We start from the raw sequence: 25,032 nt of genomic DNA on the forward strand, positions 1-25,032 counted from the left end.
GCCCGTCAACAGCGCTGTGACCTGCGGAATTTATGGTTAGCGAAACGTAAATTTCTGACAGCTCGCCTGGCTAGGGCTGCATTGACGGCCTGCTGGCCTCTTCAAGGCTATGCGATACAAGCTTTGCAGCCGCTGCACTCAGGTGCCGCTCCTTGTGGCCAAGCAGGGAGAAAGTACGGGAGGGGAGGGCGAAGTCAACGCAGGTCAGCACGCCTTCAGCAATCGAGGCAGCAGCGGCAGCCTTGGATATGACGCCCGCCGATTGGCTGAAGCGCACGGCGGAGAGAATGGCCTCGTTGGAGGGGAACTCCAGGATGATCTTCAGGTCGGACGGGGTCTCGCCAAAATGGATAAGGGCACTTTCAAATTCGGATCGGGTGCCCGATCCCTTCTCCCGAAGGACCCAGGTCGTCTCCGTGATCAGGGCCTTGGCATTGGCGGGCGCCCTGCTGGCAAAAGGATGGTCTGGGCTGGTGACGATTGTCAGCGCATCCTCGATCAAGTGCTGGCGGCGCAGCAGCGGATTATCAAGCGCGCCTTCGATGTAGCCAACATCAGCGATCCCCTGCGTGATGGCAGCTGCAACGCCTGCCGTATTGCTGATGGTGAGAGAAAGATCGATCCCGGGATAAGCGGCGTGAAAGCGCATGAGCACCGGAGGCAGCCAATAGCTGGCGATGGTCTGGCTGGCATAGATGCTGATAGCACCCCGCTGTAGATTTCCAAGATCCGCCAGAACCCGCTCTGCGGTCTGTGCGCGTGCAAGCGTTGCGCGCGCTTCTTCCAGGAAGGTCTTGCCCGTATTGGTCAGGCAAAGGCCGCGGCCCACCCGATCGAACAAGGCAACGCCATAGGTCGCCTCAAGCTTCTTGAGCGCGGAGCTGACGGCCGAAGGCGTGAGATGAAGATGGTCGGCAGCGCGGGTCAGATGCTCCCGTTCTGCGACGGCAATGAAGATGGCGAGCTGTTCGAGAGTCATCGTGAATTGAGAAAATCATTCTATCTGATCGAATGATACATAAAATAATATTCGATAGAAATGCATAAACGCGCATGTCAGCTTCCACTCGTGAGAGTGAGGCAGACATGATCCGTGCAAATGCGTTCAGTTTTGGTGGGGTGCAGAGACTGCGGACGATGGGGGACCTCGCGCCGGGGCTGCTGCTGACCAGTGCAATCGCTCTGGCGGCTTATGCTGCGGAGTGGCTGGAAGTGCATCTGATGAATGATGCCGTTCTTGAGAACCTGGTGCTGGCCATTCTGCTCGGAATGATCTTTCGCTCGACTTTCAGACTGCCGGAACATTTCGAACCCGGAATCCGGTTTGCTGCCAAGGCGCTTCTTGAGGCTGCGATCGTGCTGCTTGGCGCGTCGATCAGTTTGCAGGCTCTCGAGGCGGTCGGCGTGCTGACCATCCTGGGCATCACGTGTATCGTCGGATTGTCGATCTTTTTCAGCTATTTCATCGGGAGAGCGCTGGGCCTGCATAACAAGCTGGCCCTGCTCGTCGCCTGCGGAAACTCGATCTGTGGCAATTCGGCGATTGTTGCGGCTGCTCCGGTCATTCGTGCGAAAGCTTCGGATGTTGCAGCCTCGATCGCCTTCACGGCGATCCTTGGCATCGCAATCGTTTTGGGGCTGCCGTTTCTGATGGGGGCTTTCTCGCTGAATGCTGCCCGCTACGGCACGCTGGCTGGATTGACAGTCTACGCGGTACCGCAAGTTCTGGCTGCAGCCCAGCCTGGTGGATTGATCGCTGTTCAGACCGGCGCTCTGGTGAAGCTGGTGAGGGTCATGCTTCTGGGCCCCGTTCTGATCCTGCTCGGTGTTCTGAGTGCGCGGGGAAACACGGAAAAGGAAGGCGCCAGGATTGCCTGGAAGGCAGTCGTTCCCTGGTTCATCATCGGCTTTGGGCTGATGATAACCTTGCGCTCTGCGGAGGTAATCCCGCTGCAAATGGTTGAGACGATCAACCGGGTCTCGGGCTTCCTGACCGTCTTGTCGATGGCAGGGCTGGGGCTCGCTGTGGACATTCGCAAGCTGGCTCATGCCAGCAGCAAGGTGATAGTGGCTGCTCTTCTCTCGGTTCTGGTTCTGACGGCGATGAGCCTGGCCTTCGTGACCTTGATCAGTCTTTGAACCCGGCGGCCGTCGTTCAGTAGTGAGGCGGCTTGTCGATCTGGTGGCCAGGAAGGGCGTTTTCGATCAGCTCTTCCATCTGGTCCGTCATGGCCATGAGCTTGCGGGTCAGACGGTCGATCTGCTTGCCCTGCTCGAACACGACGGAATTCAGCTCGTCGATCGTGTGATTGGCATGTGCCAGGTCGATCTCGAGTTTTTCGATCCGTGTCTCGTGGTCCATGGCGTGTCCCGTCCTTTTGGCTGAGCTGCACTCTTAGCCGCAATCATCCGCGAAGGCGAGGAAAAGCCATTGGCGCCCATCTTGCGGCAGGAAACCGGACCGGGCCGCTTGCTCCCGGTCCGGTACGGACGTCAGCCCGTGATCATGTGGACGATGCCGAATACGAAAAATGCAATGGCAATCAAGACCAGAAGATAGAACCAGTAGCGGACCTTGATGAAGAACAGGCTGTCCCCACGCACCAGGAGGATTTCCTGACCGGTCTTCTTGTCGATGACAGCGCGGCCCTTGTCGGTGCCTTCCAGAAGGCGGACGACGCCGTAGGCACCCAGGCACGCGCCGATGGCGACGACGGCTGGCATCATGTCAGAAACTGCTGTGGTCACCAGCAAGGAGGCGGCCAGCATGCCCATGAGAGCACCAAAGCCAGCGCCGAGTGGAAGCAAAAGACCCCAGCCTCTCCAGATCAAGAACATCGAATTTTCCTTTATTTGATTTCGCCAGTATGATTTGACCTCATCCGCAAAATGGCTGAGGGAATCTTGCTTGTTACCCGGGTCAGATAGCAGACCCGGACAAGGACAAGAAACCTGAACCAGGTAAAATCCACCGCGGAATGCCGGAAGTTCCGGAGCAAGGCGAGACAAATGACCGATTTGAGTATGTTTCCGATCACTGGAAAGTGGCCTGCCAAAAACCCCGAGGTGATCCAGCTTTATTCGCTGCCGACGCCCAATGGCATCAAGGTCAGCGCCATGCTGGAAGAAAGCGGCCTGGCCTATGAGCCTCATCTGGTTGATTTCGGCTCCAACGATCAGATGAGCCCGGAGTTTCTGTCGCTCAACCCGAACAACAAGATCCCGGCAATCCTCGATCCGAATGGCCCCGGCGGGAAGCCGCTCGGTCTTTGGGAGTCCGGCGCGATCCTGATTTACTTGGCAGAAAAGAGCGGCAAGTTCCTCTCCCAGGATCCGGCCGATAAATACGAAACCATTCAGTGGCTCATGTGGCAGATGGGCGGCTTTGGCCCCATGTCCGGTCAGCTGGGCTTCTTCCATAAGTTCGCAGGCCGCGAATTTGAGGACCGCCGTCCCTTCGAACGCTACCGGGACGAGGTCAAGCGCCTGCTCGGCGTGCTGGATCAGCGCCTTGAAGGCCGTGCCTTCATCATGGGGGATGAGTATACGATCGCCGACATGGCGTCCTGGCCCTGGGTCCGGACAATCTCGGGCTTCTATGAGGCCGGCGAGCATGTCGATCTGGCAAGTCGCAAGAACGTGGTTCGCTGGTTCGAGACCTGTCTGGCCCGTCCGGCCAGTGAAAAGGCCACAAACATTCCTGCGCGCGGCTAACACGCCTTTCAAAAGCAAGACCCCGTCAAGGTGAACCTTGACGGGGTCATTTTTGTTTTACTCACCTGGAGCCGGATTATCGAGCTTGGCTCCGGCTATTTCCTTATAGAGCCGCGCCTCTTCTTCCGCCTTAGGCTTGATGAAGCGTCCCAGGATCAGATAGGCGACTGGTGTCAGGAACAGGGTGGACAGCGTCGCCAGGCCAAGACCACCGACGATGATCCAGCCCAGAGCCACACGGGCCTCTGCGCCAGCGCCGCTGGCCAGGATCAGCGGCACGCCGCCGACGATGGTACAGATCATAGTCATCATCACCGGGCGCAGGCGGATGTTCGAGGCATTCTCGACCGCCTCCCGCACGCTTTGCCCCTGATCGCGCAACTGATTGGCGAATTCGACGATCAGAATGCCGTTCTTCGCCATGATCCCGACCAGGAGCACCAGCCCGATCTGACTGTAGACATTGAGTGTCGTCCCGGTCAGCACCATGGCAATCACCGCGCAGGCAAGGCCAAGGGGAACGGTCGCCATGATGATCACGGCGCTGATGAAGCTCTCGAACTGAGCGGCGAGCACCAGCAGGATGATCAGGATGGCAAAGCCGAAGGTGCGCAGCATGCTGGAGGACTGTTCGCCAAGAGTGGCGGCCTCTGCCAGCGGAATGATGCGGGTGCCTGGCGGCAGCAGGGGCTCAGCCACCTGCAGGGCGGTTGCATAGGCCTCTCCCAGGGCGAAGTCCGGGGTGAGGGCGGCGGTGATGGCAACCGAGCGCATCTGCTGTTCGCGGGTCAGCGAGGGCGGCACGGCCTTTTCAACCAGGCTTGCGATGGTCGAGACCGGCACGAACCGGCCATCACGGGTCTTGATGAAGATGTTTTCCAGATCGGTCGGGTCGTTGATCGGGTTGGTGGTCGAGACGAATTTCACGTCATAGGCCCGGTCGCCAATGAAGACCTGCCCGACCTTTCGTCCGTCCAGCATCGCCTGCATGGCCGTGCCGAGGCCGTTGATGTCGATGCCGAGATCCGAGGCGCGTTCCCGGTCGACCGAGATCGAAAGCTGGGGCTGTGTCGCTTCGGTGGACAGCCGGACCTGACGGAAGCGCTGGTCCTTTTCCAGTTCGGAGATGATCTTGTCTGCAGTGGTGCCGAGCTGTTCATAATTGCTGCCGGCAACGGCGAACTGAAGGCCCGAGCCTGCGCCACGGATACCAAGGCTGTTGGGCTGATAGGCAAAGGCCCGCACGCCCGGAACATTCTGAACGAGCCTGCTGACTTCGCCGAGAATTTCCTGCTGGGACCGGGTGCGCTCTTCCCACGGAGCAAGACGGACCACGATGAAGCCGCTGTTGGCGGTGCCGCCGGATCCTGCAATCGAGAAGGTGCTGAGGATCTCGCCGCTTTCGCGAAGTGGCTGCAGCAATTCCTCGATCCCGCGCATTTCCTGCGAGAGATAGTCAAGGCTCACGCCCTGTGGGGCTGAAATCCGCAGGAAACCCATGGACCGGTCTTCGGTCGGCGTCAGTTCGGACTTGATCGAGCCGAACAACAGGCCAGCCGTGCCTGCAAAGAGCAGAGAAACCACGATGACAACCAGCGGCGCGTCCAGGCAGGCTTTCAGCGCGCGGCTGTAGCCATTGCCAAGCAGACGTCCCAGGCTGCCGGTCACTCCACTGTGTTCCTTGTGATCATTGCCGGCCTTCAGGATGCGCGAGGCAAGCATGGGGCACAGGGTCAGGGCCACGATGGAGGACAGGAAGACCGCGATTGCCAGAACGAAGCCGAATTCCCGGAAGAGACCGCCGGTCTGGCCGGGCAGGAAGGAGAGGGGCACGAAAACCGCCACCAGGGTGGCCGTTGTGGCGATGACGGCGAAAAACACCTCGTCTGTGCCAAGAACGGCCGCCGCACGCGGGCCAGTTCCCTGGTTTCTGCGCCGGACGATGTTCTCCAGCACCACGATGGCATCGTCCACCACGAGGCCCGTTGCCAGCACGAGCGCCAGCAGGGTCAGGATGTTGACCGAGAAGCCCGCAAGATAGATCGCGGCAAGCGTGCCGATGAGCGCCACGGGCATGGAGACGCCCGGGATGATCGTCGCCCGCCAGTCCCACAGGAACAGATAGATGATCAGGAGAACGACGCTGACGGAAATGACCAGCGCGATTTCAACTTCATGAATAGCGCCGGTGATGAAGGCCGCGTCATCGCTGGTGATCTCGATCTTCATGCCGGCGGGCAGGTTTTCCTGAATGCGTTCTGCCGCAGCACGCACGCCCTCGGAAATTTCGAGCGTGTTGGACTGGGCTGCGCGGACGATGCCCAGACCAATGCCGTTCTGCCCGTTCACCCGCAACTCGGATTGACCGAGATCGGGGCCGAGGGTGACAATCGCGAAGTCGCCAAGACGAGCCCGGCGGTTGATGATCATCCGCTCGAAGGCTTCCGGCGTGTTGACCGAAGCCGTTGCCCGGACGATGAGATCCTGATTGCGGCTGGTCAGGGACCCGGCAGGCCGGTCGAACGCCATCGAGGACAGGGCATTGGCAACGTCGGCAACCGTGAGATTGAGACTTGCCATCTTGGCCTGATCGATGTCGATCCGGAAGATCTTCTCCCGGTCGCCATAGGTCTGCACGTCGGCAACACCGGGCACTGCGGCCAGAATGTCCGAAATCTCGTCCTCGACAAGTACAGTCATGTCCTCGACCGGAACCGTGTCGGAGGTCAGACCCAGACGGACAACAGGCTGGGAGTTGGCGTCCGCCTTGATAATGCGCGAGGCATCCGCATCTTCCGGCAGGTCGTTGACGATCCGCCCCAGAGCGTCGCGCATGTCGGAGGCGGCCGTGTCGAGATTGACGTCGCTGGAGAATTCGACAGTCACCCGGCTTTCGCCATAGGATGAGGCGGAAGAGATGGACTTGACGCCCGAGACGCGGGAAATCGCGCCTTCGATGACGCCGGTTACCTCCCGGTCGATGGTCTCTGCTGCTGCGGAATCGTAGCTCGTCCGAACTGTGATCACCGGCCTGTCGACATCAGGCAGCTCGCGGATTTCGACGCCGAAAAAGGCTGCGACACCTGCCACGACAATCAGCGTGTTGATGACGAACGCCAGAACGGGACGGCGGACGAAAAGTGCCGTCAGGCCGAAGGCATGGTTATGCTGTGTGCTCATCACTTAGCCTCGCGGCGTTCAGGAGCTGCTGTTTGCGGACGACAGTTTCTGGTCGCGCGATGATTCAGGCTTTTTCTGGCGGTCCAGAATGTTCAGCTTCGCGCCCTGGCGTGCCAGGTGGAGCCCCTCGGTGACGATCTCTTCGCCCGGGGTCAGCTCGGCCTTGACCAGAACGCTGTCCGTATTGCGCTGAATGATGTCGACGAGAACGCGCTGCGCAGTACCGTCACGCACGGCCCAGACATAGGCGCCATCCGAGCCCCATTGCACGGCAAGCGGATTGACCGCCGGGAAGGTGTCGCCCTGGAACTTCATGGAGACCTGGAAGGACATGCCGGCACGGAGCTTGTCTTCGCCGTTCTGGATACGGGCCTGAACCTGAAGCGTCCGGCTGTCCGTTGCGATGCGGTTGTCGATGGCGCTGACAACCCCGTCGAAAACGTCACCGGGGCGTGCGACCGATGTCGCTGTCAGGGCAGCGCCAACCTTGATGGCGGAGGCAAAGCGTTCGGGCACCCAGAAATCGATCAGGATCTCGGACCGGTCATCGACGGTCGCGATCACGGTCTGGGAGGTGATGTAGTTGCCCGCGGTAATGGGCAGAATGCCGACGACGCCGCTGATCGGGGATTCAACCGAGCGCCGGGACAGATTGAGCTGAGCTTCGCGCAGCTGGAGCTTCGCATTGTCCACGGTCAGTTCGGCGTCGGTGACCTGGACGGTCGTGGCGGTGTTGGACTTGAGCAGCAGCTTCATGCGTTCAAGGCGTGCTTCCGCATCCTTGAGAGCCAGGGCAGCACGTTCGGCTGCGATTTCCTCTGCATCGGAATCCAGCTTTGCAATCACGTCGCCAGGCTTGACGGTCTCGCCAGAGTTGACGAGGAACTGGGTCATGCGGCCGCTGGTGAAAGGCGTCACTTCCACAGAGCGCACTGCACGGCCGGTTCCGATGGCCGAGAGGCGGTCATTGATGGTCTCTTCGATCACCGGAGCCGTCACGACGCTGCCTTGCGGTGCCCTGCGGCCACCACCTTGCTCTCTGCCAGAATTTCCTTCCTGCTGCTTTGAGGCCGTTTCGAATGGCAGGCCGGTCACGCCCCAGCGCGCGAGCTGGTCGCCAGCGCCAGGATAAAACTTGGCCCATAGGACAGCTGCGGTCAGAACCACGAGCAACGTCAGAGTTATCTGCTTCCAGATCGCCATTCAAACACCCAAAAAATGCGCAACAAAAGCTCAAGCTTAGAAAGACATGCGCATGACTACGTAGGACTGACAAGTTCCAAAACGGAGCCTGATCCGAAGAAATTGTAACACTTTGTAATCTGTGCGGGTGCGGGGAACTTTTGTTACGCAAGCCCTTTTTATGAAGGTAAACTCATCAGTGCATCTGATTGTTTCCTTGCGGGCAGGGTTCTCTCCGGAAGGGGGTATGTGAAACGGAAACGTTCCGGAAGATCATGCCAAGTCCGGAAAACAAAAAGGGCGGCCAATGGCCGCCCTTTCCGTAAGCTTTGAGCTTTGGCTCTATGGGCTTCTTAGAAGCCCATGTCGCCACTGAACCCGCCGTAGCGGGTTCAGCATTTAACGAGATGGTCGACTTTATGGGCTTCTTAGAAGCCCATGTCGCCCATGCCGCCCATGCCGCCAGCCGGCATTGCCGGAGCGTCTTTCTTCGGCAGCTCGGCAACCATTGCGCCGGTGGTGATCAGCAGGCCGGCAACCGAAGCTGCGTCCTGAAGAGCCGTACGGACAACCTTGGTCGGGTCGATGATGCCGGCTTCGATCATGTTGACGAAGGTTTCGGACTGAGCGTCGAAACCGAAGGTCACGTCGTCGTTCTCGAGGATCTTGCCAACAACGATGGAGCCTTCGACGCCAGCGTTTTCAGCGATCTGACGGATCGGGGCTTCCAGAGCGCGCAGGACGATCTTGATGCCTGCTGCAATGTCGGCGTTGTCGGAAGACAGAGCTTCAACAGCCTTCTTGGCGCGCAGGAGAGCCGTGCCACCGCCCGGTACGATGCCTTCTTCAACCGCAGCGCGGGTTGCGTTCAGGGCGTCGTCAACGCGGTCCTTCTTTTCCTTCACTTCGATTTCCGTTGCACCGCCAACGCGGATAACGGCAACGCCGCCAGCGAGCTTGGCCAGGCGTTCCTGGAGCTTCTCGCGGTCGTAATCGGAAGTGGTTTCTTCGATCTGAGCCTTGATCTGAGCGACGCGGCCCTGGATGTCGTCCTTGGAACCAGCGCCATCAACGATGGTGGTGTTTTCCTTGGAGATGGACACCTTCTCGGCGGTGCCGAGCATGTCGAGGGTGACGGTTTCCAGCTTGATGCCGAGGTCTTCGGAGATCACGGTGCCGCCGGTCAGGATCGCGATGTCTTCCAGCATGGCCTTGCGGCGGTCGCCGAAGCCTGGAGCCTTGACAGCAGCAATCTTGAGGCCGCCGCGCAGCTTGTTGACGACGAGGGTCGCCAGTGCTTCGCCTTCGACGTCTTCAGCGATGATCAGGAGCGGACGGCCGGACTGGACGACTGCTTCCAGGATCGGCAGCATTGCCTGCAGGTTGGAAAGCTTCTTTTCGTGCAGCAGGATGTACGGCTTTTCGAGGTCAGCCAGCATCTTTTCTGCGTTGGTCACGAAGTACGGAGACAGGTAGCCGCGGTCGAACTGCATGCCTTCTACGACTTCGAGTTCGGTTTCCAGCGACTTGGCTTCTTCGACGGTGATCACACCTTCGTTGCCAACCTTCTGCATGGCTTCGGCAATGTCCTTGCCGACCTGCACGTCACCGTTAGCAGAGATGGTGCCAACCTGGGCAACTTCTGCAGAGGTGGTGATGGTCTTGGTGGAAGCCATCAGGGTCTTGACGGCTTCAGCAGCGGCCAGATCGATACCGCGCTTCAGGTCCATCGGGTTCATGCCGGCAGCAACAGCCTTGGCACCTTCCTTGACGATGGACTGGGCCAGAACGGTCGCAGTGGTCGTGCCGTCACCAGCGATGTCGTTGGTCTTGGAAGCCACTTCGCGCACCATCTGTGCGCCCATGTTTTCGAACTTGTCTTCGAGTTCGATTTCCTTCGCAACAGACACACCGTCCTTGGTGATGCGCGGTGCGCCGAAAGCCTTGTCGAGGACCACGTTGCGGCCCTTCGGGCCCAGGGTCACCTTGACGGCGTTGGCGAGGATGTCCACGCCGCGGAGCATCTTCTCGCGGGCGTCGGAACCGAACTTTACGTCCTTAGCAGCCATTTTTACATCTCACTTCTTGATTGGAATATCGGGAAATCAGGACAGTCGCGGATTAAGCGAGAACGCCCATGATGTCGGATTCCTTCATGATCAGCAGGTCTTCGCCGTTGATCTTGACTTCGGTGCCGGACCACTTGCCGAACAGAACGCGATCACCAGCCTTGACGTCGAGCGGGATCAGGTCTCCGTTGTCCTTGCGGGCACCAGCGCCGACGGCGACGATCTCGCCTTCCTGCGGCTTTTCCTTAGCGGTGTCCGGAATGATGATGCCACCAGCGGTCTTCTCTTCAGATTCTACGCGGCGGACAACGACACGGTCGTGCAGCGGACGAAATGTCATTTTGGCTCTTTCCTCTCATGGTGCACGCCCCCACCTTCAGGCAGCGTGCGGGCATGATGAACTCGGGTCGAAAGATACCCGGAGTTAAATACTCCGAGGCGTGTTAGCACTCCTTTTAAGCGAGTGCTAACAGCGCTTCCGATGTAGGAGCGGGCCTGTTTCTTGTCAATGGCGCTGGGGAAGAAAAAGACTCGGGTTTGAGTCATTTTTCAGGTCATCCGGCGGATTGTCGCGCTGCAGATGACCTGTCGTCATTTTGTCTTCCGGAAGGCGCCGGATCTGATCTCCGCCACCTTCCTGCCTGTCCCTTTCCCGAGGGTGCTCAGGGAGAGCTTATTTCGCTGCCTTGATCTCGAACGGCAGCGTGATGATGCCCTGCTTGCCGCTGGCCGCATCCGTGAAAGTCGTCTCGAGGCTGTAGGCGCCTTCCGGAAGGCCTTCGAACGTGAAGGTCATCGAGGTGAAGGCCTGGCGGTCTTCACTGCGGGAAGTGCCCTGGATCGAGGCAAACTTGTCTTCCGCAGCCAGAACCTGGCCGGAAGGCATGATCAGGCGGTAGCTGGCCTGAATGTCGTAGGAAAGCCCCGCGTCCGAGCTGGTGAAGCCATAGCCGACCGGCTGGACATAGACCGTCATGGTTTCGCCGGGGGCAAAGACGGCAGAGCCGCGAGGCTGATATTTGCCAAAGCCACGGGCAGGTGCCTGGGCGAAGTCTGCGGCAGTAAAGGCAAGCGGAGCGCTGGCCCATGCTGCGTCAAGCTGGCTGAAGCTTTCCACGAGGGCGGGAGCGGGTGCCGGCACGGTTGGAGCCGCAGGGTCTGCAGCCGCCCAATGCGGGAAAACCGCGCACATTGCCAAAACCGAACCCGCGGCCACGCGCCGCCGGATGAAACCTGCCGTCATCAATGCCCCCTGCAAAAGCCCAAGCGTGTTGTTTTTTCAACTTGTTTTCAGTCGATATAGACCGACTTCAGGCCACGCACAAGAAAATGACAGAGATGCGGTAAATGCCGTCCGGCTAACCACTGCGCTCCTGCCACGACTGGCGCTTGCGGTAGATGGTCGAGGGACTGATTTCCAGGGCGGCTGCGGCCATGGCGATGTTGCCGTCGAAGGCATCCAGTGCGTCTTCGATGATCCGCTTTTCCTGGGCCCAGAGAGGCTCGATGGTGGAGAAGGCACGGGCAGGGGCTGCTGCGCGGGCACGCTCGCGGGACAGGTCGACAATCGTGCCGCTGCGGCCCGACGGATCGCGGATCAGCATGGGCAGCATGTCGAAGGTGACGGCGAGCCCGTCGTTCATCACCACGATCTGGCGGATGGTGTTTTCCAGCTGACGCACGTTGCCCGGCCAGTTGTAGGCCGTCAGGCGTGCCTCGGCATCCGCGTCGAAGCCACGGAACCCGCGGCGTTCTTCTGCGGCGAACCGGTCCAGGAAGGTCTGGGCCAGGGTCAGGATATCGTCCCGGCGCTCGCGCAGGGGCGGAAGCTGGATCGGCAGCACATGCAGCCGGTAGTAAAGGTCTTCCCGGAACCGGCCTGCCGCGACTTCCGACAGCGGATTGCGGTTGGTTGCGCAGATGATGCGGGCATCCACCTTGCGGGTGGCGGTGTCGCCAAGGCGCTGGAACGTGCCGGTCTGCAGGAAACGGAGCAGCTTGCTCTGAAGGAGCAGGTCCATTTCGCCGATTTCGTCCAGGAACAGCGTGCCGCCGTCTGCCTGTTCGGCTGCGCCTGCACGGCTGTCCGTCGCGCCGGTGAAGGCACCCCGGACATGGCCGAAGATTTCGCTTTCGATCAGGTCTCGCGGGATGGCCGCGCAGTTGATCGTGACGAGACGCTCGGACTTGCGTTCGGAAAGGGAATGAAGGGCGTTGGCGCACAGTTCCTTGCCGGTGCCGGACTCGCCCGTGATGAAGACGGGAGCCTGTGACGGCGCCATGCGCTTGATCTGGTCATAGACCACGGTCATGGCAGACGAGCGGCCGATCAGCTTTTCTAGGCCGCTCGCGGCCGGGCTTCGCGGAAGACGGATAGCGGTGTCCGACTGATCCTGCAGAAGCTGCTCCGGCGTGACGCCTGCCGCCTGAATGGCGATCGGCATCGGCTTGCGCTGATCCAGCTGGAAGGAGATCTTGGAGGCCAGCATGTCCAGCGAGAAGGGCTTGGTCAGGAAGTCATGCGCCCCGGCCCGCATGGCGCTCACCGCCCGGGAAACGGATCCCTTGGCGGAAACCGCGATGATGACCGATGATGGGCAGCGGACCGCGAAGGCTTCCAGAGCCTCGTCTCCGCCAATGGTCTCAAGATCCAGCACCAGAACATCCGTGTTGTTCTTGGCAAGATCGTCTAGGCAGGATGCCGGGTCCGAATAAAGGACGGGATCTGAACAGCGCACCTTCAGCTTGGCGGTCACGGCTGCGGACCGGGCGGCTTCTGAAGCGGACATGTCTAGAACGCGAACTGTTACGGGCCTTGTGAAGGCCTGATTACTCCCCATTGCTGGGCTTCCCCCGTCGCTCGTGGCTACGCGTTTACTGCTTGGCCAAGGATTGACCTTGAAAGAATAATTCCCTGAACAGGGTAAACAAAGGGTTGTCAGTCTTGCGAAAAGAAAAACCAATCTGAGGCGGGCGGATTTCTGCCGTTCCGAAGTTGGCGGAAGGCAGGCTCCCTGCGATAGACCTGAACGAAGTCTTTAAAATGCTGGGTTCTGTGGCCGTTAGTGGGGGACAACCGGTTCTATCCCCAGATGCATGGACCTCAAGGATTCGGAGGGGGACGTTTCTTAAGGCATGATTAACGTCAGTTTTGTGATTCGAGTATGAGAGCTTTCGGGGATAAATGGGGCGCATCGCGACCATCTTTATCGTGATCTGCATGGCGGTGATCGCCATGTCGGTCTCCGCTGTGCTGGTGTTCCAGTTTGGCCGCCCGTTCGGGGAGGCCGTGTCGCTGTCCCTGGCGCTCATGTGCACGATGATCCTGCTGCATCTTCTGCTCAGCCGCTCCCGCGAGCGCAGCTCCGTCACAGAGGCGGTGGAGCGACTCGAAGACCGGATGAACGAGATCGATGAGGATGTCGGCAATCTCGAAGGCCGCCTGACGGGCGTCGAACACACGATCCCACGCCGCACCCGCGAGGAAATCGATCCGCTGTTTGCCGAGGTCGAGGTTCTGGGCACCCTGGTCAAGCAGATGGCAGAAGCCATGTCCGATCTGGAAACCCGCTTCGAGGATCAACAGCAGCTTCCCCCGCCGCCGCAGATGCAGGAACTGCCGCATTATGGGCAGCGGAGCAGCTACGACAACGGGCCGCTGCCGCATCTGCAGAACCAGCAGGGCAATCCCTATGTCCCGCAGTCCGCTTCTGCCGCGCCGTCGCCGGACAGGGCCGGAGGCTATGTGCCGCAGCAGCCTGCGCGCGATTATGGAAATCACGCCCCGTCCAATCAGGGCTATGCGGCGCCGCCGGTGATGCCGCAGTCGCCGATGTCGCGTCCTGCGGCTCAGGCCGCGCCGCAGGTTTCCACCTCAGGGCCGGACGACTACGCCCGAGCACCTGCGCCCGCGCCCCGGCCGTCAGCTCCGGCTGCCTCTGATCCGGGCATGCGGGAACTGATCCTGTCGGCCCTCAACGCCAATCGCGTTGAACTGCATCTTCAGCCGATCGTGACGCTGCCGCAGCGCCAGGTGAAGTACTATGAGGCCTTCACACGCCTCAGGGATTCCCAGGGTGAGTTGATCGACGCCGCGACCTTCCTGCCGGAAGCGGTCCGCTCCGGCCTGATCGCCCGTATCGACAATCTGCAGCTTTTCCGCTCCGTGCAGGTCATCCGGCGTCTGACAGCCCGCAACCGCAACGCAGCGCTGTTCTGCAATGTCTCGTCCCTGTCGCTGGTGGATGAAACCTTCTTCCCCGGCTTCCTGGAGTTCGTGCGCTCGAACAAGAGCTTCGCGGACGTGATCGTCTTCGAGTTCTCCCAGGAAGACGTGGCCCAGATGGGCGTGATGGAGATGGAAAGCCTCAGCGCGCTTGCCGAGATCGGCTTCCACTTCTCGGTCGACCGCATCACCGACATGAAGATGGACTTCAAGACCCTGGCACAGCGCGGCTTCAAATATGCCAAGCTGCATGCGGACTATCTGATCGGCCGCCGGGCCGCCGATCACGGGCACATCCATCCGTCCGACTTCGGCGATCTTCTGCATCGCTACGGCATCGAGCTGATCCCGGATCATGTCGAGACCGAGTCTCAGGTGCTGGAACTGCTGGACTACGAGGTCAAGCTCGCTCAGGGCAACCTCTTCTCGCCGCCCCGTCCGGTTCGTGCCGAAGTCCTCCAGGGCGCCCCGGCTCCTGCGGCCCGCAAGCGGGCCTGATCGCTCTTACCGCGAGGCAAGGCAAGTATCTTTCCGACCGGTGTTCTTCCTTTGGGAAGATCGGTCATCTGAGTCTTCCCGGACATTCTGGATTTTCACCGTTCGATCGTCATCCCGGCCAAGCTGAGCGCGAGCCGGGACCGGTGAACCAAAAGACTATCGGTTTCAAATCGTTGATGACCGGTACGCCTCGGCTCGCCGATCCCGGATCTCCGCTTCACTGCGTCCGGGATGACGAACTGAGAGGTTGATGGCAAAGAGTCAATCACTTCTGAATGCGTCAAGTCACGAAGAGCTGGATGTCATCCCTGCGAAGGCAGGGATCCAGTAACCATCTGAGGTAACTGACTTTTTCAAGATTCCCCTCTACGGGATACTGGATCCCGGTCTTGGTGCATCGCACCAAACCGGGATGACCAACAAACTTGGCTGCTTTGTCATCAAAGTAAAAAGGGCCGGGAAGCAATTCCCGGCCCTTTGCTTTTCGGTCTCATTTGCTCGCGGTCAGTTGGCCTTGATGTCCGGACCAACCGTGGAGATGGAAGGCTCCTTGGCATCGAGAAGGCGCTTTGCGACGCGCTGGACGTCCGCCAGGGTCACGGCTTCGATCTCCGCATTGCGGCGGTCAAAGTAGTCGATGCCGAGTTTGGCGTTCTGGATCGCGACAAGCTGCAGGGCGATCTTGCCGGAGGAATCGAAGCGCAAGGGGTAGGAGCCGGTGATGAAGCGCTTGGCGCTGTCCAGCTCTTCCTGGGTCGGGCCGTCGGTTGCCATACGGGTCAGCTGGTCACGCATGACCTGAATGGTCTCGTTGGCCCGGTCGGCGCGGGTGGCAGCCGAGGCAAACAGGATGCCTGTGTGATCATACGGGGCCATCTGGGTATAGGCGCCATAGCTCAGGCCGCGCTTCTCGCGCACTTCCTCATACATCCAGGAGGTGAAGGTGCCACCGCCGAGAATGTGGTTCATCACGAAGGCCGCCTGATAGTCCGGGTCATCGCGCTTCAGGCCAGGCAGGGCGAAGAGGATGGAAGTCTGCTGCACATCCATGGTGCTGTTGACGATCTTGCCTGTTTCAGCCGTCACTTCCGGCACCGTGGTCAGCTCGCCCTTTTCCGGCAGACCGGCAAAGACCTCGTCGAGAAGCGGGGCAAGCGTCTTGGCATCGATGGCACCAACCACGCCGATCTTCAGGCCGTCGCGGGTCAGAAGACGGGTCTTCATCGCCTTCAGGTCTTCCGCTGTCAGTGCGGCAAGGGTTTCTTCCGTGCCGTCATTGGGGCGTGCGTAAGGATGGTCGCCGACTATTGCCTTCATCAGGTCCCGGCTGGCCACCGTATCGGCGTCCTGGGACGCCCGGCGGATGCCGGAGGCGATCTGGGTCTTCATCCGGTTGATCGCCACCTCGTCAAAGCGCGGGTCGTTCACAGCCAGACGCAGCATGTCGAAAGCTTCGCTCTGGGTGGTCGTCAGGGTGCGGAGGGAGCCGTAGAAATTGTCCTTGTCCGCATTGAAGCTGACGCTGACGGCCAGGTCTTCAAGCTTGGCCTGATACTCCTCGGAGGGCATGTCGCCAGCGCCCTCGTCCAGGGTCGCAGCGAGAAGACGGGTCACGCCTTCCTTGCCATCCGGATCCTGAGCCGTTCCGCCGGCGAAGGAAAAGTTCAGGGCGATGACGGGAATGGTCTCGTCGTGCACCAGCCAGGCTTCGATGCCCTTGGGGCTGGTGACGCGCTCGATCTCGACAGCAGCCGAGGGAGCTGCGGAAAAGGCCAGGAGACCGAGAGCGGTGAGGGGGGCTGCAACCTTTCGCGGCAGGGCAGCGGAAATGAACTGGAACATGCGATCAGCCCTTCGGAGTTGCGTTGGTTGCATTGGCTTCTGGTGCCTCGGCCGGCTTGGGCATTTTCAACTCGCCAATGACCGGGTCGCCGGCAAGATAGGTGCGGGCAGCATTCTGCACCTCTTCCGCCGTGACGGACTGAATGCGGGAGGGCCAGTTCTGCACCTGGTCGATAGATTGTCCGGAGGCCAATGCGGCGCCAAAGATGCGGGCAAGGGTCTGCTGGCTGTCCTGCGCATAGATGGCGTCGGCCACCATGGAGTTCTTGGCGCGGGCCAGTTCCTCTTCTGTCACGCCGCCCGAGACGAGCTTTGTCAGCTCCTCGTGGATCACCGCTTCCATTTCGTCCAGCGTGTGGCCGGGGACCGGCGTTGCATAGAAGCCGAAGCGGCCATCATCCAGGGCGTCCCCGGAGTAGTAGCTGCCGGCACTGATCGCGATCTTGCGGTTCAGCACGGCTTCCTTGTGCAGGCGGCTCGTTGCCCCTCCGCCCATGATGTAGGACAGAACATCCAAAGCCTCGGAGGTGTTGCCTTCTCCGGTGTGCTGGCTCGGCACGATCCAGCTCATGGTGATGGATTCCTGCCGGACACGGTCATCGGTCACTGCGATCCGGCGTTCGCCGGAGAGCGGCGGTTCTGCGGGGCGAACGCGCGGACCCGGCTCGGCGCGCCGGGCCACCTTGCCATAGGTCTCTTCCGCAAGCTTCTTGACCGCATCGGCTTCCACATCACCGGCGATCACCACAATGGCGTTGTTCGGCGTGTAGAAACGGTCATAGAAGGCGATGGCCTTTTCCTTGTCGAGCGCTTCGATCTCGCTCTTCCAGCCGATCACGGGCGAACCATAGGGATGGTTCACGAAGGTGATGGCTGTCAGGGCTTCGCTGAGGCGGGAGCCGGGCTCGTTTTCAACGCGCATGCGGCGTTCTTCCAGCACCACGTCCCGTTCCGGATTGACCACTTCGTCACTGAGGATGAGGTTCTGCATCCGGTCAGCTTCCATCTCCATCATCTTGGCCAGATGGTCCTTGGAGACGCGCTGGAAATAGGCGGTGTAGTCATAGCTGGTGAAGGCATTCTCCTGCCCGCCGATCTCGGCAACCAGGGTTGAGAAGGCGCCGTCCGGATGATCCTTGGTGCCCTTGAACATCAGGTGCTCGAGGAAATGGGCGACACCGGATTCTCCCTCCGGTTCATCGGCAGAGCCGACCTTGTACCAGATCATGTGCGTGACAACCGGTGCGCGGTGATCCGGGATCACGACCACTTCCAGGCCATTGGAGAGGGTGAAATGGCTGAGGTTCGGTGCGATCTGAACCGTCTCCGCCGGCTTGTCCTGCGCCCAGGCAGAAGCGGGCAAGCTGACTGGTGCGGTCAGGGAAAGGGCGATGACGGCAAGTGCGCCGCCGCTTCTCAGGAGTTTCCGATGGCGGGAAATGAGCAACTTGGTCTCCGTTGATCGAAACGTGGAACATTCCGGCCCATGCGCGGTCCCGCGCAAAGGCACATCGTTTCAAAGTGATATAGGCGGACCGTCCGAAAAGGTCGCCTTAAAGTTTGGTCATGTTTGCGTGAAGCAGGCATGGCCGCCGCTGTCCGTCAGAGCTTTGGCAATGAGCTTTCCTAAAACGCTCTGCCAGAAGGATAGGGGGCTGAGAAAGCATGGCAATAAAAAGGCCGCCGGGAAATCAATCCGGGCGGCCCCCATTTCTCTTCATTTACGCCGGTTCAGTTCTGGCCGCGCTGGCAAGATCCGCCGGTCTCTTCCAGACAGCGCATGTCCAGAGGACGGCTGTCATAGGGATCGTAATTGGTCGCTTGGGTCTTTTCCTTCACCTCGGGCAGCGCCGCTCCATCGGAGGACTGGCTGTACTTGGTGGGCGGATCGGTCAGATAGCGGCGCTTGATCCCGGCTTCATTGCCGGTTCCGGCGGCTTCACGGCTGAGCGAGTTCGCCGAGGAATTCTGAGCGCGCAGTTCCGCAGGGCTCAGCTTGTCACCTGAGATGACCTGCTGATCGCGGCTCTCGGCCAGACGGTCGATGTTCGCGTCATTGCGGATGTTGATGCCGCGCATCTGCTCGGAGCGCAGAACGCCGGAGTGCATCCGGCCGGTGCCCTTGTAGACTTCCTGGATCTCGGCGAGATCCTTGTTCTGCTGAGACTGCGGCCAGGATGCGGAGCCCTTGCCAGCGACCCGGGTTTCGGGCTGGGGCAGGTTGTCCATGTTGGACGGCATGGCCAGAGGCGCGCGCGGTGCATATTCGATCGGCTTGGCATGCGGATCAACCGCGCCAAGGCCGGACATGAGGCCGGCTACCAAAGCCGTGTCGGGAGCCTGAGTGGTGCCATCTGGGGCTTCACACGCAGCAAGACCCGCGGCCGCAATCAAAACCAACAGCGGTCGGGAGAATGTCTTCATTATCGTCCGCAGCACCCCGGACTCCTTGTTCCTGCCTGAACCAGAGCACGGGAAAATCCCGCGCGAGAATTTTTGCGAGTCTCGACCCCTCAGGGACTTAACCTGCTGTTTGCGGCTGAATTAGGACCGCCCTCGCAGACCGTCATACAGGAGACCTGCCACTCCGGCAACGATCCAGACGTCCGCTAGGTTGAACACGTACCAGGAAAAGCTGCCTACGTGGAAGTGCACGAAGTCCACAACCGCGCCGAGGGCGAGGCGGTCGATGCCGTTGCCAATCGCGCCGCCGATGATCAGGGCCAGCGCCAGGGCGACAAACCGGTTCTGCGCCCGCACGGACCAGACCCACAGGCCGATGGTTGCAGCGACGGTGAAAAGCGCCAGGATCCAGCGGCCAAGGTCGCCATCCTGTTGAAACAGGCCGTAGGAAATGCCCCGGTTCCAGACGAGGACAATGTCGAGCACCGGCAGCAGCCGGACCGGTCCATTGACCGCAAGGTCGAAGCCGTGGACCAGCCACAGCTTCGTTCCCTGGTCGAGGATCAGTCCAACAAGCGCGATGAGCGCAACGAACCCACTGAAATGCCCCCAGAACCACTGGTTCCTGAAGGACGGCCGATCCGTTGTGGTCATTGCTTCTCCTGTCATCTGGGCTTAACCGGCGTGAGCCGCGTCCCATTCCCGCAGGGCCTCCGCATCGCGGAGCGTCACATCGGGATAGTCCTTGTCGCTGCCAACTTCCGGAAGGATCTTCCAGGAGCGGGCGCATTTGGTGCCTTCTGCAAGGCCCGGAACCACGGCAACACCCGGGGTGTCGTCCAGCGTGAAGGCGCCCTCGGGGGCGGCATCCGCGCTGAGCGTCAGCTGGCTGGTGATGGCGATGTCCGCCATGTCGCGGCCATCGAGTGCAGCCATCAGGTTCGCATCGGTGACATAGACAACCGGATGGGCCTCCAGCGAGGAGCCGATCCGCTTTTCACGGCGTTCGATTTCAAGAGCGCCGGTGATAACGCGGCGGACCGTGCGGATCTTTTCCCACTTCTCGGCGAGTTCCGGTTTCTTCCATTCGCGGGGGACCTTCGGGAACTGCTCGAGGTGAACCGATTTGTCTTCGCCGAAGCGGGACGTCCAGCTTTCTTCCATGGTGAAGGGCAGCATCGGAGCCATCCAGGTCACCAGGCAGTTGAACAGCTTGTCGATCACATAAAGCGCGGCCTTGCGGCGCACCGATGACTGGGCGTCACAGTAGAGCGCGTCCTTGCGGATGTCGAAGTAGAAGGCCGACAGGTCCACTGTCATGAACGTGAACAGATGGTGGAACACGCGCTTGTAGTCGAAGTCCCAGTAGGCCTCGCTAACCAGCTTATCCAGTTCTGCCAGACGGTGCAGCATCAGCTGCTCCAGTTCCGGCATGTCGGCGAGCGCCACTTCCTCACCAGTCGCATGAGCCAGGGAGCCCAGCATCCAGCGCAGGGTGTTGCGCAGCTTGCGGTAGCTGTCGACCGAAGTCTTCAGGATTTCCGGCCCGATGCGCTGGTCTTCCGAATAGTCGCCAGAGGCCACCCAGAGACGCAGGATATCAGCGCCATACTGCTTGATGACGTCCTGGGGGAACACCTGGTTGCCCAGGGACTTGGACATCTTGCGTCCGTCCTCGGCCATGGTGAAGCCGTGGGTCAGAACCGCATCATAGGGCGCGTGGCCACGGGTGCCGCAGCTTTCCAGCAGCGAGGAGTGGAACCAGCCGCGGTGCTGGTCGGAACCCTCGAGATAAAGCACATAGTCCTTGCCGCCGGTGCCCTGGCGGTTCGGCATCAGGTCTTCGCGCTTTTCCAGGCAGAAGGCATGGGTCGAGCCACTGTCGAACCACACATCCAGGATGTCCTTGACCATGAGCCAGTCGTTGACGTCATTGACCTGACCGTCGAGGAACCGCTCCTTGGCACCGTCCACATACCAGGCATCCGCACCTTCCGTGGTGAAGGCGTCAAAGATGCGCTGGTTGACGGTTTCGTTCTTCAGGACTTCGGAGGTGTCCTTGTGGATGAAGACGGTGATCGGCACGCCCCAGGCACGCTGGCGGGACAGAACCCAGTCGGGACGGTTCTCGATCATCGACCGCAGGCGGTTCTGACCGGAGGCCGGAGCAAAGCGGGTGTTGTCGATCGCGTTCAGGGCGCGGGCACGCAGGGTGTCGCCTTCGCCGCCGATATTGCGGTCCATATAGACGAACCACTGCGGCGTGTTGCGGAAGATGATCGGCTTCTTCGAGCGCCAGGAATGCGGATACTGGTGCTTGATCCGGCCAAGACCGATCAGCGCGCCTGCTTCCTTCAGCTTCTCGATGTTCGCCTTGTTGGCGGTGCCCTTTTCTCCCTTGTGGGTGATCACCTGATGGCCTTCAAAGCCCGGCGCGTCCTTGGTGTAGAAGCCGTCATCGGCGACCGTGAAGGGGATCGCACTGTCGATGCCGCGGGCTTCCAGCTCACGGGAGCTGGACATCCAGATCTCAAAGTCGTCCACGCCGTGGCTCGGGGCCGTATGCACGAAGCCCGTACCGGCATCATCCGTCACATGGTCGCCGTTGAGCAGCGGCACATCGAATTCATAGCCGCCGAGCTCCAGGTCCCGGTAGGGATGGGCCAGGGTCGCCGCGCCCAGTTCATCTGCGGAGACCGTGCGCACGCGCTTGAACTCGGTGATGCGGGCGTTCTTGAAAACGTCGCCGGCCAGCTTGTCGGCCAGCACCAGAAGATCGCCCTTCTGGACCCAGTTTTCTTCCGGCAGACCTTCCTGCGTCACCTCATAGAGGCCGTAGTCGATGCGCGAAGAGTAGGAAACCGCCCGGTTGCCCGGGATGGTCCAGGGGGTGGTGGTCCAGATGACGACGGAGGCGTCCAGCAGCTGTTCGGCAGCAGCTTCGTCGGTGCTGCCCGCTTCCACGACCGGGAACTTCACCCAGATCGCATCGGACTGATAGTCGTGATACTCGATTTCGGCTTCGGCCAGAGCGGTCTTTTCGACCACTGACCACATCACGGGCTTGGAACCGCGATAGAGCTGGCCGGACATGGCGAATTTCATCAGCTCGTTGGCGATGACGGCTTCGCTTTCAAAGCGCATGGTCAGGTAAGGATTGTCCCAGTCGCCCTCGATGCCGAGGCGCTTGAACTCTTCCTTCTGGACGCCGACCCAGTGATTGGCGAAGTCACGGCATTCCTGGCGGAACTCGTTGACCGGAACCTCGTCCTTGTTCTTGCCCTTGGCGCGGTACTGTTCCTCGATCTTCCACTCGATCGGCAGGCCGTGGCAGTCCCATCCCGGAACATAGTTGCTGTCCCAGCCGGTCATCTGCATGGAGCGGGTGACCATATCCTTCAGCGTCTTGTTCAGCGCATGGCCGATATGGATGTTGCCGTTTGCATAGGGAGGGCCATCATGCAGGACGAACTTGTTCCGGCCTTGTCCGGCTTCCCGCAGTTTCTTGTAAAGCCCGAGCTTTTGCCACTGCGCGATGATTTCCGGCTCCTTCTTGGGCAGGCCGGCGCGCATCGGAAATTCGGTCGTGGGAAGGTTCAGCGTCTCGGAATAGTCGCGAGTCTTGGTATCGGTCATCGTTCGGTAGGATCCGGTCAGAGCGCCTGCTGCCTCAACTGGGCATGCGCCATCGGTCTAAAAATGTCGGCGGCCGGAAGGGGCCGCTTGCGCAAGGGGATAATCCCGGTCCTGCGGCGCCGCGTGGATCGCGTCAGCCGAAGGCCGGGCCGGTAATTCGGCCGGATATCCGGGGAGACCAGCTCGGGAACTGGCTCGCGATGAGGTCAAAACGAGCATTCATGGCGCAAGGACATAGCAGCAGTTGGTCAGGTAATAAAGCAATTCCATCAGGATTGCTGCCGATATTGGTCAAGCCGGTTTCTTGATCCGCTCGCGGTGAGCGATGTAGAGCCCGCCGCCGACGATCAGGGCGATCCCGGCCCATGTCATGCCATCGGGGAAATCGCCGAAGACCAGATAGCCCAGCAGCGTTGCACCGATGATCTCGATGTAGTTGAGCGGGGCAAGCATCGAAGCCTCACCCTTCTGGAAGGCCTGCACCACAAGGGCGTGGCCAAGGAAGGAGATGCCGCCGATCATCGCCAGAAGCGGCATTTCTCCGACATTGGGCATGACAAAGGCATAGTCTGTCTGGCCGGACAGGGTCGTAACGGTCATGACGATACCCATGATGATGGTGCCGGCAAGTCCCGTGCTGAACTGGATTGCATAGAGGCTTTCTTGTCCGGCAAACCGGCGGTTCAGCATCAGATAGCAGGCAAAGAGCGTCGCCGTGCAGAGCGGCAGAAGCGCAGCAAGACCAGCATCGGCAAAGCTCGGGCGCAGGATGAGCATGGCACCAGCGAGGCCCACCAGGATCCCCGCGATGCGGCGGACGCCGATCTTTTCCTTCAGGAACAGCACCGCCAGAATGGTCAGGATCATCGGCTCGACAAAGAAGATCGCCATGGCGGTTGCCACCGGCATGAACTTCAGGGCCGTGAAGAAGCAAAGCGACGAGAAGGTCAGCATCGACCCGCGCAGCAGATTAATGCCGAGCCGGCGGCTCTTCAGGCGGCGCAGGTTGCCCGTGAGTGCCGCCGCCAGAACACAGATCAGCAGCTGGAAGAAGAACCGCGCGAAGGTGATTTCCAGCGGCGGGATCCGGACAGACAGATATTTCGCGATCGTGTCCATGACCGGCAGAACGAACATCGCCAGTGTCATCATGCCGATGGCGACCATGTTTTCACGCTGGTCGGCATCGGAAGTGTTGGGAGCGGTCATTTTAAAGGTTACTCACCCAGAAGAAGGCTGAAGTCGAGACCGGACAGAGGTTCGATCGCGGCGATGGCGGCACGGGCTTCCTCGCTGTCGCGGTCCATCTGAGCGATCAGCGCCTCGACGCTGTCGAACTTTTCCTCACCGCGCAGGTAGGAAATCAGGTGAACCCGAAGCTTCTTGCCGTAAAGGTCGCCGGAAAAATCAAACAGGAAGACCTCGAACAACGGCGCACCATTGTCGAAGGTCGGGCGGCGGCCATAGCTTGCAACGCCATCATATTTTTCATCGCCAACGCGCACCTTCACGGCATAGATGCCATGCTTGAGAGGACAATTGTCTCCAAGGCTGAGGTTGGCAGTGGGATAACCGAGATCGCGGCCGCGCTTGTCACCATGCTGGACGCTGGAGTCGAAAAACCAGCGGTAGCCTAGCAGGCCATTCGCGAGTGCAATGTCACCTTCGGTCAGGGCAGTGCGGATGCGCGAGGAGGAGATCACCTCTGCCCCTTCGTCCTTTTCAGGCGAGACGATGGTGACGCCGAAACCCAGTTCGCTTCCCGCCTGGCACAGGTAGTCGGGCGTTCCCTTGCGGGCCTTGCCGAAGTGGAAGTCGTACCCGGTCACGGCGTGGGAGATGCCAAGCTGCCCGATCAGGATGTCCTTGACGAAGGCATCAGCCTCCATCCCGGCAAAGTCCTTGTTGAAGGGCATGACCAGAACGCCGCTCAGGTCGCAGGCCTTCAGAATGTCGACCTTCTGATCAGCTGGCGTCAGGCGGAATACAGGGCTGGCCGGATTGAACACCGTGCGCGGATGCGGCTCGAAGGTCATCGCGAAAACCGGTTCGCCCAGAGCTGCGCCCTGTTCGTGGGCAACATCAAGCACGGCACGATGACCCCGGTGGACGCCATCGAAATTGCCGATTGCGACGACGCCGCCTTTCAGGCTTTCCGAAAAGTCTTTCGGGTCACTGACGACAGCAAAAGCTGCGGACCGGGATGCAGGCATGCGAACTACCCTGAAGGCTCTGACGTCAGGGCGTCAGGACGAACGACTGGACAGACTGCCAGCGCGTCGT

The 25,032-nt window shown here is 60.5% G+C and carries 20 protein-coding genes; 3 read left to right on the top strand and 17 right to left on the bottom strand.

Annotated features, from left to right (window positions below; all coding sequences use genetic code 11):
- Positions 1 to 70 precede the first annotated feature (70 nt).
- The gene (locus tag BUA94_RS02925; protein WP_073008570.1) at positions 71 to 979 is read right to left on the bottom strand and encodes a LysR family transcriptional regulator; all 909 of its coding nucleotides are present in this window, start codon (positions 977 to 979) and stop codon (positions 71 to 73) included.
- Between the two features lie 107 nt (positions 980 to 1,086).
- On the opposite strand from BUA94_RS02925, the gene BUA94_RS02930 reads away from it, so the two are divergent.
- Positions 1,087 to 2,139 (top strand): YeiH family protein, encoded by a 1,053-nt coding sequence (locus BUA94_RS02930; RefSeq protein ID WP_073008573.1) that lies wholly within the window; start codon positions 1,087 to 1,089, stop codon positions 2,137 to 2,139.
- Positions 2,140 to 2,155: 16 nt separating this feature from the next.
- Here BUA94_RS02930 and BUA94_RS02935 read toward each other — a convergent pair whose 3' ends face one another.
- Positions 2,156 to 2,362 (bottom strand): SlyX family protein, encoded by a 207-nt coding sequence (locus BUA94_RS02935; protein WP_073008576.1) that lies wholly within the window; start codon positions 2,360 to 2,362, stop codon positions 2,156 to 2,158.
- 131 nt (positions 2,363 to 2,493) lie between these two features.
- On the bottom strand, positions 2,494 to 2,838 hold the full coding sequence (locus BUA94_RS02940; RefSeq protein ID WP_073008579.1) for a hypothetical protein: 345 nt from the start codon (positions 2,836 to 2,838) through the stop codon (positions 2,494 to 2,496).
- 171 nt (positions 2,839 to 3,009) lie between these two features.
- On the opposite strand from BUA94_RS02940, the gene BUA94_RS02945 reads away from it, so the two are divergent.
- Positions 3,010 to 3,714, top strand: coding sequence for a glutathione binding-like protein (locus BUA94_RS02945; RefSeq protein ID WP_073008583.1), 705 nt, complete (start codon positions 3,010 to 3,012; stop codon positions 3,712 to 3,714).
- A 57-nt stretch (positions 3,715 to 3,771) separates the two neighbouring features.
- Here BUA94_RS02945 and BUA94_RS02950 read toward each other — a convergent pair whose 3' ends face one another.
- The 6 genes from BUA94_RS02950 to BUA94_RS02975 form a co-directional block, all read right to left on the bottom strand.
- Positions 3,772 to 6,894: an efflux RND transporter permease subunit gene (locus tag BUA94_RS02950; protein ID WP_073008585.1), complete on the bottom strand. Its 3,123-nt coding sequence runs from the start codon at positions 6,892 to 6,894 to the stop codon at positions 3,772 to 3,774.
- Positions 6,895 to 6,912: 18 nt separating this feature from the next.
- Entirely contained in the window at positions 6,913 to 8,097 is a 1,185-nt protein-coding gene (locus BUA94_RS02955) for an efflux RND transporter periplasmic adaptor subunit (protein WP_073008588.1), read from the bottom strand.
- 407 nt (positions 8,098 to 8,504) lie between these two features.
- Positions 8,505 to 10,145, bottom strand: a complete 1,641-nt coding sequence (gene groL / locus BUA94_RS02960) for a chaperonin GroEL (RefSeq protein WP_073008591.1) — start codon at positions 10,143 to 10,145, stop codon at positions 8,505 to 8,507.
- A gap of 52 nt (positions 10,146 to 10,197) precedes the next feature.
- A complete protein-coding gene (gene groES, locus BUA94_RS02965; protein WP_073008594.1) occupies positions 10,198 to 10,485 on the bottom strand; it encodes a co-chaperone GroES in 288 nt (95 codons plus the stop codon).
- 333 nt (positions 10,486 to 10,818) lie between these two features.
- Positions 10,819 to 11,388, bottom strand: a complete 570-nt coding sequence (locus tag BUA94_RS02970) for a hypothetical protein (RefSeq protein ID WP_073008597.1) — start codon at positions 11,386 to 11,388, stop codon at positions 10,819 to 10,821.
- 115 nt (positions 11,389 to 11,503) lie between these two features.
- Positions 11,504 to 12,934: a sigma-54-dependent transcriptional regulator gene (locus BUA94_RS02975; RefSeq protein ID WP_208979950.1), complete on the bottom strand. Its 1,431-nt coding sequence runs from the start codon at positions 12,932 to 12,934 to the stop codon at positions 11,504 to 11,506.
- Between the two features lie 395 nt (positions 12,935 to 13,329).
- Here BUA94_RS02975 and BUA94_RS02980 point away from each other — a divergent pair, with 395 nt between their 5' ends.
- Positions 13,330 to 14,868, top strand: coding sequence for an EAL domain-containing protein (locus BUA94_RS02980; RefSeq protein ID WP_073008603.1), 1,539 nt, complete (start codon positions 13,330 to 13,332; stop codon positions 14,866 to 14,868).
- 504 nt (positions 14,869 to 15,372) lie between these two features.
- On the opposite strand, the gene BUA94_RS02985 is transcribed toward BUA94_RS02980, so the two are convergent.
- From BUA94_RS02985 to BUA94_RS03015, 8 genes are all read right to left on the bottom strand, one after another.
- Positions 15,373 to 16,710, bottom strand: a complete 1,338-nt coding sequence (locus tag BUA94_RS02985; RefSeq protein WP_073008606.1) for a M16 family metallopeptidase — start codon at positions 16,708 to 16,710, stop codon at positions 15,373 to 15,375.
- Between the two features lie 4 nt (positions 16,711 to 16,714).
- A complete protein-coding gene (locus BUA94_RS02990; protein ID WP_235860441.1) occupies positions 16,715 to 18,157 on the bottom strand; it encodes a M16 family metallopeptidase in 1,443 nt (480 codons plus the stop codon).
- A 284-nt stretch (positions 18,158 to 18,441) separates the two neighbouring features.
- Complete coding sequence (locus BUA94_RS02995; RefSeq protein ID WP_139250992.1) at positions 18,442 to 19,149, bottom strand: hypothetical protein; 708 nt, start codon at positions 19,147 to 19,149, stop codon at positions 18,442 to 18,444.
- 105 nt (positions 19,150 to 19,254) lie between these two features.
- The gene (gene lspA, locus BUA94_RS03000; protein ID WP_073008612.1) at positions 19,255 to 19,767 is read right to left on the bottom strand and encodes a signal peptidase II; all 513 of its coding nucleotides are present in this window, start codon (positions 19,765 to 19,767) and stop codon (positions 19,255 to 19,257) included.
- 21 nt (positions 19,768 to 19,788) lie between these two features.
- The gene (gene ileS, locus BUA94_RS03005; RefSeq protein ID WP_073008615.1) at positions 19,789 to 22,749 is read right to left on the bottom strand and encodes an isoleucine--tRNA ligase; all 2,961 of its coding nucleotides are present in this window, start codon (positions 22,747 to 22,749) and stop codon (positions 19,789 to 19,791) included.
- Positions 22,750 to 22,882: 133 nt separating this feature from the next.
- The gene (locus BUA94_RS23490) at positions 22,883 to 23,044 is read right to left on the bottom strand and encodes a hypothetical protein (RefSeq protein WP_175557982.1); all 162 of its coding nucleotides are present in this window, start codon (positions 23,042 to 23,044) and stop codon (positions 22,883 to 22,885) included.
- Positions 23,041 to 23,958, bottom strand: coding sequence for a DMT family transporter (locus BUA94_RS03010; protein ID WP_073008618.1), 918 nt, complete (start codon positions 23,956 to 23,958; stop codon positions 23,041 to 23,043). The genes BUA94_RS23490 and BUA94_RS03010 overlap by 4 nt, the downstream gene beginning before the upstream one ends.
- An 8-nt stretch (positions 23,959 to 23,966) precedes the next feature.
- Positions 23,967 to 24,962 carry a bifunctional riboflavin kinase/FAD synthetase gene (locus BUA94_RS03015; protein WP_073008621.1) on the bottom strand — a complete coding sequence of 332 codons (996 nt, stop codon included), beginning with the start codon at positions 24,960 to 24,962 and terminating at the stop codon, positions 23,967 to 23,969.
- Positions 24,963 to 25,032: the final 70 nt, after the last annotated feature.

The organism is Roseibium suaedae (assembly GCF_900142725.1).
GTDB lineage: Bacteria > Pseudomonadota > Alphaproteobacteria > Rhizobiales > Stappiaceae > Roseibium > Roseibium suaedae.

Bases quoted from the DNA above. Each gene is read 5' to 3' on its own strand.
- groL (WP_073008591.1), bottom strand. From the start codon at position 10,145: ATGGCTGCTAAGGACGTAAAGTTCGGTTCCGACGCCCGCGAGAAGATG.
- BUA94_RS02945 (WP_073008583.1), top strand. From the start codon at position 3,010: ATGACCGATTTGAGTATGTTTCCGATCACTGGAAAGTGGCCTGCCAAA.
- BUA94_RS02925 (WP_073008570.1), bottom strand. From the start codon at position 979: ATGACTCTCGAACAGCTCGCCATCTTCATTGCCGTCGCAGAACGGGAG.
- BUA94_RS03015 (WP_073008621.1), bottom strand. From the start codon at position 24,962: ATGCCTGCATCCCGGTCCGCAGCTTTTGCTGTCGTCAGTGACCCGAAA.
- BUA94_RS02930 (WP_073008573.1), top strand. From the start codon at position 1,087: ATGATCCGTGCAAATGCGTTCAGTTTTGGTGGGGTGCAGAGACTGCGG.
- groES (WP_073008594.1), bottom strand. From the start codon at position 10,485: ATGACATTTCGTCCGCTGCACGACCGTGTCGTTGTCCGCCGCGTAGAA.
- BUA94_RS02980 (WP_073008603.1), top strand. From the start codon at position 13,330: ATGGGGCGCATCGCGACCATCTTTATCGTGATCTGCATGGCGGTGATC.
- BUA94_RS02950 (WP_073008585.1), bottom strand. From the start codon at position 6,894: ATGAGCACACAGCATAACCATGCCTTCGGCCTGACGGCACTTTTCGTC.
- ileS (WP_073008615.1), bottom strand. From the start codon at position 22,749: ATGACCGATACCAAGACTCGCGACTATTCCGAGACGCTGAACCTTCCC.
- BUA94_RS02970 (WP_073008597.1), bottom strand. From the start codon at position 11,388: ATGACGGCAGGTTTCATCCGGCGGCGCGTGGCCGCGGGTTCGGTTTTG.
- BUA94_RS02975 (WP_208979950.1), bottom strand. From the start codon at position 12,934: ATGTCCGCTTCAGAAGCCGCCCGGTCCGCAGCCGTGACCGCCAAGCTG.
- lspA (WP_073008612.1), bottom strand. From the start codon at position 19,767: ATGACCACAACGGATCGGCCGTCCTTCAGGAACCAGTGGTTCTGGGGG.
- BUA94_RS02955 (WP_073008588.1), bottom strand. From the start codon at position 8,097: ATGGCGATCTGGAAGCAGATAACTCTGACGTTGCTCGTGGTTCTGACC.
- BUA94_RS02935 (WP_073008576.1), bottom strand. From the start codon at position 2,362: ATGGACCACGAGACACGGATCGAAAAACTCGAGATCGACCTGGCACAT.
- BUA94_RS02940 (WP_073008579.1), bottom strand. From the start codon at position 2,838: ATGTTCTTGATCTGGAGAGGCTGGGGTCTTTTGCTTCCACTCGGCGCT.
- BUA94_RS03010 (WP_073008618.1), bottom strand. From the start codon at position 23,958: ATGACCGCTCCCAACACTTCCGATGCCGACCAGCGTGAAAACATGGTC.
- BUA94_RS02985 (WP_073008606.1), bottom strand. From the start codon at position 16,710: ATGTTCCAGTTCATTTCCGCTGCCCTGCCGCGAAAGGTTGCAGCCCCC.